Origin of the sequence: Roseomonas aerilata DSM 19363, assembly GCF_000711725.1 — a bacterium.
GTDB lineage: Bacteria > Pseudomonadota > Alphaproteobacteria > Acetobacterales > Acetobacteraceae > Roseomonas > Roseomonas aerilata.
On the sequence record NZ_JONP01000005.1, the window covers coordinates 226971 to 239508 of the forward strand.

14 protein-coding genes are annotated in these 12538 nt (G+C 70.0%); 11 read left to right on the top strand and 3 right to left on the bottom strand.

The features are described from left to right. Positions 1-46 precede the first annotated feature (46 nt). A complete protein-coding gene (locus BO39_RS08125; protein ID WP_043831774.1) occupies positions 47-889 on the bottom strand; it encodes a uracil-DNA glycosylase in 843 nt (280 codons plus the stop codon). A gap of 110 nt (positions 890-999) precedes the next feature. Between BO39_RS08125 and BO39_RS08130 the strand changes: the two genes are divergently transcribed. The 3 genes from BO39_RS08130 to BO39_RS08140 all read left to right on the top strand — a co-directional run bounded on the left by BO39_RS08130 (position 1000) and on the right by BO39_RS08140 (position 3588). After that, the gene (locus tag BO39_RS08130; protein WP_043831775.1) at positions 1000-2694 is read left to right on the top strand and encodes an electron transfer flavoprotein-ubiquinone oxidoreductase; all 1695 of its coding nucleotides are present in this window, start codon (positions 1000-1002) and stop codon (positions 2692-2694) included. Beyond that, positions 2691-3203: an SDR family NAD(P)-dependent oxidoreductase gene (locus BO39_RS08135; RefSeq protein WP_052401797.1), complete on the top strand. Its 513-nt coding sequence runs from the start codon at positions 2691-2693 to the stop codon at positions 3201-3203. The genes BO39_RS08130 and BO39_RS08135 overlap by 4 nt, the downstream gene beginning before the upstream one ends. Before the next feature lie 106 nt (positions 3204-3309). Then, on the top strand, positions 3310-3588 hold the full coding sequence (locus BO39_RS08140) for a hypothetical protein (RefSeq protein WP_043831777.1): 279 nt from the start codon (positions 3310-3312) through the stop codon (positions 3586-3588). Positions 3589-3643: 55 nt separating this feature from the next. On the opposite strand, the gene BO39_RS32490 is transcribed toward BO39_RS08140, so the two are convergent. Beyond that, entirely contained in the window at positions 3644-3862 is a 219-nt protein-coding gene (locus BO39_RS32490) for a hypothetical protein (protein ID WP_156963579.1), read from the bottom strand. Positions 3863-4014: 152 nt separating this feature from the next. On the opposite strand from BO39_RS32490, the gene BO39_RS08145 reads away from it, so the two are divergent. Continuing rightward, on the top strand, positions 4015-4317 hold the full coding sequence (locus BO39_RS08145; RefSeq protein ID WP_245615035.1) for an SDR family oxidoreductase: 303 nt from the start codon (positions 4015-4017) through the stop codon (positions 4315-4317). Here the strand turns inward: BO39_RS08145 and BO39_RS08150 are convergent, their stop codons facing one another. Then, a complete protein-coding gene (locus BO39_RS08150; protein ID WP_052401798.1) occupies positions 4318-4737 on the bottom strand; it encodes a MarR family winged helix-turn-helix transcriptional regulator in 420 nt (139 codons plus the stop codon). 80 nt (positions 4738-4817) lie between these two features. On the opposite strand from BO39_RS08150, the gene BO39_RS08155 reads away from it, so the two are divergent. From BO39_RS08155 to BO39_RS08185, 7 genes are read left to right on the top strand one after another with little or no spacing between them, the layout of a single operon-like run. Then, positions 4818-5864, top strand: a complete 1047-nt coding sequence (locus BO39_RS08155; protein WP_043831780.1) for a 2,5-dihydroxypyridine 5,6-dioxygenase NicX family protein — start codon at positions 4818-4820, stop codon at positions 5862-5864. 60 nt (positions 5865-5924) lie between these two features. Then, on the top strand, positions 5925-6674 hold the full coding sequence (locus BO39_RS08160; protein ID WP_043831782.1) for an alpha/beta fold hydrolase: 750 nt from the start codon (positions 5925-5927) through the stop codon (positions 6672-6674). Then, positions 6674-7942 carry an acyl-CoA dehydrogenase family protein gene (locus BO39_RS08165; RefSeq protein ID WP_043831784.1) on the top strand — a complete coding sequence of 423 codons (1269 nt, stop codon included), beginning with the start codon at positions 6674-6676 and terminating at the stop codon, positions 7940-7942. Before BO39_RS08160 ends, BO39_RS08165 begins: the two co-directional genes overlap by 1 nt. Continuing rightward, a complete protein-coding gene (locus tag BO39_RS08170; protein ID WP_043831785.1) occupies positions 7939-9414 on the top strand; it encodes a class I adenylate-forming enzyme family protein in 1476 nt (491 codons plus the stop codon). Before BO39_RS08165 ends, BO39_RS08170 begins: the two co-directional genes overlap by 4 nt. Beyond that, positions 9411-10520, top strand: a complete 1110-nt coding sequence (locus BO39_RS08175; RefSeq protein ID WP_052401799.1) for an NAD/NADP-dependent octopine/nopaline dehydrogenase family protein — start codon at positions 9411-9413, stop codon at positions 10518-10520. The genes BO39_RS08170 and BO39_RS08175 overlap by 4 nt, the downstream gene beginning before the upstream one ends. Beyond that, a complete protein-coding gene (locus BO39_RS08180) occupies positions 10510-11502 on the top strand; it encodes a 3-hydroxybutyryl-CoA dehydrogenase (RefSeq protein WP_084697961.1) in 993 nt (330 codons plus the stop codon). The genes BO39_RS08175 and BO39_RS08180 overlap by 11 nt, the downstream gene beginning before the upstream one ends. Before the next feature lie 60 nt (positions 11503-11562). Beyond that, positions 11563-12528: a Bug family tripartite tricarboxylate transporter substrate binding protein gene (locus tag BO39_RS08185; RefSeq protein WP_043831787.1), complete on the top strand. Its 966-nt coding sequence runs from the start codon at positions 11563-11565 to the stop codon at positions 12526-12528. The last annotated feature ends 10 nt before the right edge of the window (positions 12529-12538 follow it).

Below are 12538 nucleotides of genomic sequence, written 5' to 3' on the forward strand. Positions count from 1 at the left end.
GACCGTGAATCAATGACTTGGCGGCAAGGCGCCCTTCACGTTCCGTTCACTGAACCGTCTCGGGCGGTGGCGCATCCAAGGCGCGGCGGAGCAACCGAAGGTCGGTCCAGGCATCCCGTTTCGCCGCCGGCTGCCGCAGAAGATAGGCCGGGTGGAGGGTCGCGAGCGTCGGAACCGGCCCCAGCCCGGGTACCTCAAGCTGATGCCAGCGGCCGCGCAGCCGGGTGATCCCCTCGTTCCGCCGCAGCAGCGCCTTGGCCGCCGTGCCGCCCAGCAGGACGATGTGCCGGGGCCGCACCAGCGCGAGGTGACGCAGGACGAAGGGCGTGAAGACCGTCATCTCCGCGTCGGTCGGCGTGCGGTTCCCCGGGGGGCGCCAGGGAAGGATGTTGGTGAGATAGGCGTTCCGTGCCCGCTCCACCCCGATGCTGGCCAGCATCCGGTCCAGCAGCCGGCCGGAGACGCCGACGAAGGGCTTGCCCTGCCGGTCCTCGTCCGCCCCCGGAGCCTCCCCGATGAGGACGAGGCCGGAATCCGGCACCCCATCGGCCAGGACGAGATTGCCTGCCGTCTCCCGCAGCGGGTGGTTGAGGGCGGTGAGCGCCGCCCGCAAGGCGTCCAGGTTGTCGGCGCCCGCGGCCAGCTCGCCGGCGCGGAGAGAGGCGGGGGCGAAGGCCGCAGCGGGCGGGGCGGCCGGGCGGGCAGGGGCGGGCGGCGGCGAGGGCACGGCCGGCCGCGTGACCTCGGCCACCGGGGGCGCCGGCATGGGGGCCACCCGTGCGCGGGTGCGGTCCTGCGGCACCTCCTCAAGCGCCTCGTCGGCGCCCCAGGCGATCTGCAGTTCCAGCGCGGCGAGCAGGGCCGCGGTCTCGGCCTCGTCCAAGTCCATCTCCCCGGTATCGCCTCCCCGGCGACCCCTGTGCAATGCCATGCAGGGGGATGGGGTTACAGCCGGCCCAGGGCGGCGCTACATCCAGGGCCTGTTCAGGAGGAGCGCCCGTGTCCGAACGCGAGAGCATGGAATTCGACGTCCTGGTGGTCGGCGGCGGCCCGGCCGGGCTGGCGGCCGCCATCCGGCTGAAACAGGCCGCGCCGGACGCCACCGTCTGCCTCGTGGAGAAGGGCTCGGAAATTGGCGCCCATACCCTGTCGGGCGCGGTGCTGGAGCCGCGGGCGCTGGACGAGCTGTTCCCAGACTGGCGCGACGCCCCCCCGGCGCTGATGACGCCCGCCGGCGACGACCGCTTCATGCTGCTGACCGAGAAGCGCGCCATCAAGTTGCCCACGCCGCCCGCGATGGACAACCACGGCAACTACATCGTCTCCCTCGGGAACGTCTGCCGCTGGCTCGGCGCGCGCGCCGAGGCGATGGGGATCGAGATCTACCCGGGTTTCGCCGCCTCCGACCTCGTGGTCGAGGACGGGCAGGTGAAGGGCGTGGTGGCCGGCGTGATGGGCATCACGAAGGAGGGCGAGGAGGGGCCGGACTTCCAGCCGGGCATGGAGCTCCGCGCCACCTACACGATCTTCGCCGAGGGCTGCCGCGGATCACTCACCAAGCGCCTGTTCGAGATGTACGACCTGCGCAAGGACTGCCAGCCGCAGACCTTCGCGCTGGGCATGAAGGAGCTGTGGGAGATCCCGAAGGAGAAGCACACGCCGGGCCTGGTGTGGCACTCCACGGGCTGGCCGCTGAAGAGCGACACCTATGGCGGCTCCTGGCTCTACATGCTCGGCGAGAACCTCGTCTCGATCGGTTTTGTGGTCGGGCTGGACTACAAGAACCCCTGGCTCTCGCCTTTCGACGAGTTCCAGCGCTTCAAGACCCACCCCGCCGTGCGCGGCTTCCTCGAGGGCGGCAAGCGCATCGCCTACGGCGCCCGCGCGCTGAACGAGGGCGGCGCGCAATCCGTGCCGCGCCTGGTCTTCCCCGGCGGCATGCTGGTGGGCGACACCGCGGGCTTCCTCAACGTGCCGAAAATCAAGGGCACGCACACCGCGATGAAGAGCGGCATGGTCGCGGCCGAGGCCGTGGCCGCGGCGCTCGCCAGCGGCAGCCCGCCGGCGGTGCTGGAGAGCTACCCCGAGGCCATCCGCCACTCCTGGGTCTGGGACGAGCTGCACAGCGTGCGCAACATTCGCCCGGGCTTCGCGAAATACGGCTTCTGGGGCGGCATGGCCGCGGCCGCGCTCGACACCTACGTGTTCCGCGGCAAGGCGCCCTGGACCTGGGTGCACCACGCCGACCACGAGACGCTCAAGCCCGCCGCCGAGAGCAAGCGCATCACCTATCCCAAGCCCGACGGGAAGCTCACCTTCGACCGCCTTTCCTCCGTGTTCCTCTCGAACACGAACCACGAGGAGAACCAGCCGAGCCATCTCGTTCTGCGCGAGCCGACGCGCTGGAAAGGCGTGAACTGGGACCAGTTCCGCAGCCCCGAGAGCCGCTACTGCCCGGCGGCGGTCTACGAGGCCGTGGGACCGGAGGCGGAGCGCGAGCTGCGCGGCACGCCCGACGCCGAGGCGACCGGGCAGGGCGCCACGACCGAGGCCGGCGATGCCGCCGTGCACCTCGTCATCAACGCGCAGAACTGCGTGCACTGCAAAACCTGCGACATCAAGGACCCCACGCAGAACATCGACTGGCGCACGCCGGAAGGCGGCGGCGGGCCCAACTACATCGGTGGCATGTGAGGATCGACGAGCAGGTTGTCCTCGTCACCGGCGCGGGCCGCGGGCTGGGGGCGGCGATCGCCACCGCCTTCGGCCGCGCCGGCGCGCGCGTGATGGTGAACTACCGCCGCAGCGCCGAGGCCGCGGTGGCCGTCGCCGCGCCCTTCGGGGACCGCGCGGCGGCCGTGCGGGCGGACGTGACGGACGCGGCCGCCGTGTTCACCATGCTGGGCGAGGCGGAGAAGCACTTCGGCACCAGCGTCACAACCGTCGTGCACAACGCCCTCTCGGACTTCCGCTTCAACGGCGACGCGCGGCCGAAGATCGGCGAGATCGCCTGGACCGACTTCGCGCCTCAGATGGAGGTCTCCCTCCACGGCGCGCTGAACCTCATCCAGGCGGCCGCGCCCGCCATGGCCGCGCGCGGCTTCGGCCGCATCGTCACCATCGGCACGAACCTGTTCCACAAGTTGTTAGTAGTTTGCCGGTCTGAGACACGAGTGAGACCGCTGGGCGTCCTCGCCTTGTGACCTAATGATTGGTGTGACCATCTACCTAGCGGCGCGCATCTATGGGTAGGACCGGCGGTCTCTGAACAGCAACTTCATCACCGGAAGTAGGAGACTAAAGAGCGCCGTGATCCTCAACGTCGTCGATCGGCGGAAGAACACCTACCGTTGGAAGAGCATCGACGTAATTGTCGAGCCGACTTGGCACGACAATGCCTTTGCCGACGGCGATCAGGCACCGCACGATTACAGCGAGCTTGGCTACGCAGCACGGAAGGGCGTCTCGCTGGCCGAGGCTGTCACGTGGGCGTTGTCGTTCACAGTGCCGTTGACCCTCTACCTCTACGATGAAGGGTGCGGCGCTGTGGACGATGGCTGCGCGCCGAACAGCGAAACTGCGGACTAAGTTACTGTCAGGGCTTGGGTCCGCACTCGACGCTGCTGCCCTTACATTAATCGACTCATGAATTTCGCACGGCTTTGGGGAAGGGAATCGGCTCTAGAAGTTCATAGAACTTGGCATCATAGCCGCTACTATCACCAATCATAATGACAGTATCGCTGAAGTCAGGCGAGGTGGTCTTCCAAAGTTCAACGGGTGTCACTTGCCCTGAATAAATTTCTCTTGCCCACCAATACTCTGGCTTCGCCTGCGGATCGGTTGGTGAGTCCTTGTGCATTTCATCGCCTTGCGTCGAACCAAGCCTCGAAGCTTATAGCTCCGATCGCTTGGGATCGAAGCTGGGAATGAAACCGGGAGTTTCCGGTATTTGGCAAGCATTAACGCGACGTCTTTCCACGTCTCCGGACAATCAAATTCCAGAACCCAGTGGTGCCGTACCACGACTACACCGCCGCCAAGGCCGCGCTGCTCTCGCTCACCCGCACCGCCGCGGCCGATCTCGGGCCACAGGGGATCACGGTGAACATGCTCTCGGGCGGGTTGCTCCGCACCACCGACGCGAGCGCCGCGACGCCCGAGGCGGTCTTCGATCTCATCGCGCAATCCACCCCGCTCCGCCGCGTGACGACGCCCGAGGAATTTGCCGACGCCGTCCTCTTCTTCGCGTCCCCCTGGAGCCGCGCGGTGACCGGCCAGAACCTTGTGGTGGATGGCGGCCTAGTCCGGGACTGATCAGTCCTCCCCGATCAGCAGGTTCAGCGCGCGCAAGATGAGGGCGCGCTCCGCCTCGTCAAAGGGTGCCAGCCTCTCCCTCTGATGGGCGCGGGCGGCGGCCAGCACCGGCTTCACCCGCGCGCGGCCTTTTGGCGTGATGTGGATCAGCACCCGCCGCCGGTCCTCCCGCGCGCCCTTGCGGCGCACCAGCCCGTCCGCCTCCATCCGGTCCAGCACCTTGGTCATGCTCGGCTGCTTCATCATGACCATCTCGGCCAACTGTCCGACCGCCAGCCCGTCCGCCTCCGCCAAGCAGGCCAGCACCCGCCATTCCGGCACGGACAGGTCCCACCCCTTCAGCGAGGCGTGAAAGGAGGACGAGACCGAATGGCTCGCCCGCGCCAGCAGATAGGGCAGGTAGGTCTCGGTGAAGGCCACGGGAAACCCATCCCTTTTCATATTTCTTGACGCCCGTCCCGTTCCCGGCCCGAATGCGCCGGCAGCGGGGAAGGGTGAGCATGTTTGCGGACCGCATCGAGCACAAGTGGATCGAGGCCTTCGCCGAGGTCCTGGCCAAATGCGCCGTCCGCCAGGGGGAGGTGGTCGCGATCCTCTCCGAGAGCCAGTCCCGCGCGCTGAACGTCCATCTGGCGGAACTCGCGCTTCTCCGCCTCGGTGCCCGGCCCTTCCACATCGTCCTGCCCACGGCGCGCAACCCCCACCCTGTGCCCATCCGTTCCACCGGCGCCAGCGAGGCCATCGAGGGCCTGGCCCCCGTGGTCAGTGCCCTCTCCGCGAGCTCGCTTGTCGTGGACCTCACCGTTCAGGGCCTGATGCACGCGCGGGAGACGGCCGCGATCCTGAAATCGGGCGCCCGCATCCTCTCCATCTCCAACGAGCACCCGGAGGCGCTTGAGCGGATGCGCCCGGACGACGCGCTTGCCGCGCAGGTCCGTGCCGCCACGAAGATGCTGCGCGCCTCCGGCCGCATGACCGTCCACTCCGCGGCCGGCACCGCGCTGGAAATCAACATGGCGGGCGCTTCGACGGTCGGCGTCTGGGGCTGGACCGACCGGCCGGGCACGCTGGCCCACTGGCCCGGCGGCATCGTCGTCAGCTTCCCTGCAGCCGGCACCGTGAACGGCACGCTCGTGCTCGACACGGGTGACATCAACCTCACCTTCAAGCGTTACCTCGCGGCCCCGATCCGCCTGACCATCGAATCCGACTACGTGACCGCCATCGAGGGCAGCGGCGCCGACGCCGAGATGCTGCGCCGGAGCTTCGCCGCCTGGGGCGACCGCGAGGCCTATGCCGTCTCCCATGTCGGCTTCGGCATGAACCCGGCCGCGCGCTACGAGGCGCTTTCCATGTACGACCAGCGCGACACCAACGGAACGGAGCTGCGTGCCGTCGCCGGCAACTTCCTCTTCTCCACCGGCGCCAACGAATTCGCCGGCCGCTACACCCCCGGCCATTTCGACATCCCGGTCATGGGCACGGACATCCTGATCGACGGCACCCCTGTGGTGCTGCGCGGGGAGGTACAACCGGTCTTCGGGTAATTCCGTGCTGGACAGGTCCATGACTTTTCATATGATCGTGGCGGCAACGAGGGCCTACACATGACCCCGGTCGTGATGCTGCATGGAATCGGCGCGGACAGCAGGCTCTGGCAGCCCCAGCGCGCCCCCTTCGAAGCGCGCGGCTACGCGGCCGTGCCACTCGACTTCCCCGGCTACGGCGCCCGCCCGCCGGTCGATGCCCTGGACTTCGAGACCATGGCCGCCGACGTGGAGGCGGCCATCGTCGCGCGCGGCCTGCAACGGCCCGTCCTGCTCGGCCACTCCATGGGCGGGATGGTCGCGCAGACCTTGCTGCGCCGCCGCCCCGACGCCTACGCCGCCGCCATCCTCTGCGCCACCAGCCCGGCTTTCGGGAATCCCTCCGGCGACTTCCAGCGCGAATTCGTCGCCGCCCGCCTGAAGCCGCTCGAGGAGGGGCGGACGCTCGCCGAGATCGCGCCCGACACCCTCTCGGTCCTCACCGGCCCGGGCGGCACCCCGTTCCGCGACCTGGCGATCAGGGCCCTTTCCGCCACCCCGCCGCAAACCTTCCGGGCCGCTGTCCGGGCCCTCGTCACCTTCGACGAGCGCGCCAGTCTCGGCGCCATCCGCATCCCCGTCCTCCTCCTGGCCGGCGAGGTGGACACCAACGCCCCCGCGCCGATGATGCAGCGCATGGCCGGCAAGATCCCTGGTGCCGCCTATGTCTGCTTGCCGAATATCGGCCACCTGCCGAACATCGAGGCGCCGGATGCCTTCGACGCCGCCGTCCTGGACTTCCTGGACCGCCACCTGAAAGGGAACCGCTGATGGACACCCTTCCCGCCGACCTGTTGCAGGACGAGCCGATCTTCGCGCCGGAAGCCTTCAACCTCACGCCGCAGCAGGCCGAGCTGACCGCCCGCGCCCGCCGCTTCGGCAAGGCGGTTCTGGCCCCGCGCGCCGCCACCTACGACCGTGAGGCGCGCTTCCCCATCGAGAACTTCCGCGACATGCACGGGGAAGGCCTCCTCCGCATCTGCGTGCCCGAGGAGGACGGCGGGGAGGGGGCGGACTTCACCACCTACTGTCTCACCGCCGCGGAGCTCGGCCGCTACTGCGGCGCAACGGCGCTCTCCTGGAACATGCATGTCTGCTCCACCCTCTGGTCCGGCCTGCTGTCGGAGGACCTGGAGATGAGCGAGGCCGACCGCGCCGTCCACCGCGCCCGCCGCGCCCGGCACTACCGCCGCATCGTGGAGGAGGGCGCCATCTACTCGCAGCCCTTCTCCGAGGGCGGCGCGGCGGCGGCCGGCGCCATCGCCTTCGGCACCGAGGCGCGGCCGGTGGAGGGCGGCTATATCGTCAACGGCAAGAAGATCTTCGCCAGCCTCTCCGGCGCCGCCGACTACTACGGCATCCTCTGCACCGAGCGAACCGGCGACGAACCCGCGAGCCGCCGCAACACCCTCTACCTCGCCATCCCCGCGAAGGCCGAGGGTGTCAGCATCGTGGGCGACTGGGACCCGTTGGGCATGCGCGGCACCGTCTCCCGCACGCTGCTGCTGAAGGACGTCTTCGTGCCGGAGGACGCGATGCTCATGCCGCGCGGCGTCTACTTCCAGGCCGCTGGCCGCTGGCCGCACATGTTCATGACGCTGACGCCGACCTATATGGGCCTCGCCCAGGCCGCCTACGACTTCGCCGTCGCCTATCTCCGCGGCGAGGTGCCGGGCACGCCCCCCGTCAAGCGCCGCATGTTCCCGACGAAGCAGATTGCCGTCGCCGAAATGCGGATCATGCTGGAGCAGACCAAGGCCCTCTGGTTCCAGGCTGTCCGCGAGGCCCGCCCGGACCCAACGCGCGAGCAGGTGCAGCGCGCCTATGCCGCGCAGTACACGGTGATGGAGAACGCGAACGCGCTGGCCACCAAGGCCATCCGCACCTGCGGCGGACAGGCGATGCTCCGCAGCCTGCCGCTGGAGCGCGTCTATCGCGACAGCCGTTGCGGCTCCCTCATGCTGCCCTGGACCGCGGAAATCTGCCTCGACCGCCTCGGCCGCGACACGCTCTACAAGCCCGGCGAGAAGGACGAGTGACCAACCTCGCCGCCCTTATCGACCGCAACGCGGCTTTCGCGCCCGAAAAGGTCGCGATCCGCTTCGAGGTCGAGGCGATCACCTACGCGCAGTTCGCAGCGGAGATCGCCCGGGCCGCGCACTTGCTGCGCGCGCATCACGGCGTCGGTCCAGGCGACCGAGTGGCCGTGCTGGCCGCCAACACCCCTGCCTATCTCTCGCTGCTCTACGCCTGCGCCCGCCTCGGCGCGATCCTGCTGCCGCTGAACTGGCGCCTCGCCGCGCCGGAGCTGCGCTACATCATCGAGCACGCCGAGCCGCGCGTCGTCTTCACCGAGCCTGCCTTTGCGGAAACGCTGCACGAGGCCGCGCCCGATCTAATCGCCGCCGCGCTCGTCATCCCCGAGGGCGAGGGCGACGCGGAAGGTCCCGGCACCCTCGAGAGTCCGCTGCTGCTCGTCTACACCTCCGGCACCACCGGCCGCCCCAAGGGCGCGCTGCTGACGCAGGAGGCGCTGTTCCACAACGCCGTCATGAGCCACCACATGCATGACATGACGGCGGCGGACCACGTCCTCGCCGTCCTGCCCTTCTTCCATGTCGGCGGGCTGAACATCCAGACCACGCCCGCCCTCCAGGCCGGTGCGACCGTCACGATCCACCCGCGCTTCGCCGCCGATGCGGTGCTGGCGGCGGTGGCGAGGGACCGCCCCAGCCTTCTCCTCACCGTTCCCGCCACGCTGCGCGCCCTCATGACCGCGCCGGGCTGGGCCACCACTGACTTCTCCTCGCTCCGCGCGATCAGCACGGGATCGGAGCCAGTGCACCCTGCCCTGGTGGAAGCCGTCACCGTCCGGGGCCTGCCATTGCTGCAAGTCTACGGCGCGACGGAAAGCTGCCCCATCGCCATCTACACGCGCCTCGGCTGCGCGACGACGGCGCCCACCTCCACCGGCCTGCCCGGTCTTCTCTGCGAAGGCCGCGTGGCAGACGACGACGGCCGCGACCTCCCGCACGGCACTGCCGGCGAGGTGCTTCTCCGCGGGCGCAACCTCTTCCGTGGTTACTGGCGCGACGAGGCTGCGACGGCTGCCTGCATGCAGGACGGCTGGTACCGCACCGGCGACATCGCCACCCGCGACGACGCCGGCCATTTTCACGTCCACGATCGCCGGAAGAACCTCATCATCTCCGGTGGCGAGAACATCTACCCCGCCGAGGTCGAGCGCGTGCTGCTGGAACACCCGGCTATCGCGGAGGCCGCCGTCCTCGGCGCGCCCGATCCGAAATGGCAGGAAGTGCCCGTCGCCTTCCTCGTGCTGCGCCCAGGCGCAGCACTCACGGAGGAAGCGGTGCGCGAGCACGTCCTCGCCCAGCTCGCCCGCTTCAAGGTGCCCCGTCGCATCGTCTTCACCAGCACCTTGCCGCGCACCGCCCTCGGCAAGGTCCGCCACTTCGAACTCCGCCCGCTGATGGAGACCGCCCGCGCATGACGCCGCTCGCCCGCCGCCTCCGGATCACCGTGCTCGGGGGCGGCAACGGCTCCTTCGCCGCAGCCGGCGATATGGCGCTCGCGGGCCACGAGGTCCGGCTCTGGCGGCGCGACGCGACGGCCGTCGAGGCCCACCGCGCGGCCGGCAGCACCATCGCCGTGAAGGATTCGCGTGGCACGCACGAGGCCCGCCTCGCCCTCGTCACCACGGACATGGCGGCGGCCCTCGACGGCGCCGAACTGATCCTCTGCCCCGCCCCCGCCACCGCGCAGCCCGACATTGCCCGCCTCCTCGCCCCCTACCTGGCGGACGGGCAGGTGGTCTTCCTTCCGCCCGGCACGCTCGGCACCGTCCTGATGGCCCGCGCGCTGCACGACGCCGGCCGCGCGCCGAGGGTGGCCTTCGCCGAGACCGGCACGCTCCCCTGGCTCGCCCGCAAGCACGGGCCGCACGAGGTTGCCATCACCGTCCGTGCCGTGCGCCTGCCCGTCGGCGTCTTCCCGCTCGACCGCGCGGAGATGGCGCTGGATGTCATCAGCGCCGCCTTTCCTGGCGTAGTCGAGCCCTGCGGCGACGCCCTCTCCGGCGCGCTGATGAACGCAGGCGCCATCATCCACCCCCCGCTCATCATCATGAACGCTGGCCCGCTCCAGCATTTCGAGAAATGGGACATCCACAACGAGGGCACCGTCCCCGCCATCCGCCGCACGACGGACACGCTGGACGCCGAGCGCGTGGCGGTGCGCGAGGCGCTGGGCTACGGCGCCCCGCATTTCCCGCTTGCCCACCACTACGCGAAGACGGGCGAGGAATGGATGTACGGCCGCGCCTCGCACGATCGCCTGACCGAATCCGGCGACTGGCGGGAGCGGATCGTGCTCACCCAGCACCGCTACATGATGGAGGACCTTCGCCTCGGCCTCTCCCTCATCATCTCGGCGGCCGAACTCGCGGAGGTACCGGTCCCGCTCGCCCGCGCCTTCTCCGCCATCGGCGCCGCCATCCGCGGGGAGACGCCGGACTTCACCGGCCGCACCCTCGCCGATGCCGGCCTGGGCGGGCTCGACCGCGCGGGCATCGCCCGGGTGCTCCAGCATGGCTTCTGAGCGTCCGCCCATCGCCTGCCTCGGCGCCGGGCGCATGGGCCGGGGCATCGCCGTGTGCTTCGCCTATGCCGGCCACGCGGTCGCGCTGGTGGACGCCAAGCCGCGCCCGCCCGAGGCCTTCGCCGCCCTCGAACGCGAGGCCCTCGCCGAGATCGGCGATGCACTCCGCACCCTCGGCGAACTCGGCCTCTTTGATCCCGCGCAGGTCGGGGCGCTACTCGCCCGCGTGCGCGTCGTGCCCGAAGCCGAGGCGGCGGAAGCGCTGGGAGCGGCCGCCGTGGTCTTCGAGGGCGTGCCCGAGATCCTCGACCTCAAGCGCGAGGCCCTCGCCCGCGCCTCCGCCATGATGGCACCGGGCGCCATCCTCGCCTCCACCACCTCCACCATCCTCGTGGACGACCTCTCCCCGGCGGTGGCCGATCCGGCGCGCTTCCTCAACGCCCACTGGCTGAACCCCGCCTATATCGTCCCCCTCGTGGAGGTCTCCCCCGGCCGCGACACCGCGCCGGAGACGCTGGCGCGCCTTAACGCCCTGCTGGAGTCAGTGGGCAAGGTCCCCGTCACCTGCGCCGCCAGCCCCGGCTTCATCGTCCCCCGCCTGCAGACGCTGGCGATGAACGAGGCCGCGCGCATGGTGGAGGAAGGCGTCGCCAGCGCGGAGGAGATCGACCGAGCCGTAAGATACGGCTTCGGCTTCCGCTTCGGCGTCCTCGGGATGCTCGAATTCATCGACTGGGGCGGCGGCGACATCCTCTACCACGCCAGCCGCTACCTCACCGGCGCGCTCGGCCACGAGCGATATCGCGCGCCCGAGGTGATCGAGCGCAACATGCGCGAGGGCCGGATCGGCCTTCGCACCGGCCAGGGTTTCCTGGACTATTCGGGCCGGGACATCGATTCCTACCGCCGCCAGCGCCTGGGTGCCCTGGTGGAGAGGCTGCGGGCCGAAGGGCTCGCCAAACCACCGGTGCTGCCGGACTGAACCGGGGCGCGACAGGGGACAACGCGCGGAAGCACGGCCGCAGGCATCAGGAGAGGCTGCATGATCGGTCGAAGGGGTTTTTCAGCATTGGCGCTCGCCGCGGCTGCCACGGAAGCCCGCGCCCAGGGCCCCTGGCCCGAGCGCCCGATCCGCTGGGTCGTCGGCTACGCCCCCGGCGGCGCCAGCGACATCTTCGCCCGCATGATCGCGCGGCAGATGGGCCCGGCGCTTGGCCAGAACATCGTGGTGGAGAACCGCCCGAGCGGCGGCGCGATCGTCGCCACCGAGAACGTCGTCCGCTCCCCCGCCGACGGCTACAGCCTGCTGCACGTCGATAACGGCGTGCTCGTCTACAACCCCGCCCTCTACGCCCGCCTGCCCTTCGACCCCGACCGCGACCTCACCAGCGTCGGCTTCATCGGCCGCTTCCCCATGCTGGTGGTGGTGCGGCCGGAGAGTCCGTTCACGGACTTCGCCTCCATGCTCGCGGCCTCGAAAACCCGCAGCATCACCTTCGGCACCCCTGCCGTCGCCTCCCCGCACCAGCTGGCGATGGAGGTGCTGAAGCGCCGCTCGGGGCTGGACGCCACGCACATCCCCTATCGCGGCATGCCCGCCGCAATGAACGACATGGTCGCGGGCCAGGTGGACTGCGTGGTGGTGGACGTGACCAACGGCCTGCCCTTCCTCACCACCAACCGTGCCCGCGCCCTGATGGTGGTGGGAGACAGCCGTGCCGTCGCGCTGCCGGGCGTGCCGACCGCCGTCGAACTCGGCTATCCCGGCGCCGTCGCCTATGGCTGGCAGGGCGTCTCGGTCGCCGCTGGCACCCCGCCCGAGGTGGTGGAGCGCCTGAATGCCCTTCTCCGCACGGCGATCGAGAGCCCGGAGGTGTCGAAGCAGATGCGCGACATCGGCGCCGAGCTCGTCCCCCGCAGCCCTGCGGAGATGGCCGAGTTTGTGCGGGCGGAGAACGCCGCTTGGCGTCCCCTCATCCGCGACCTCGGCATCCGGCTGGACGTCTAACCGACTTCTG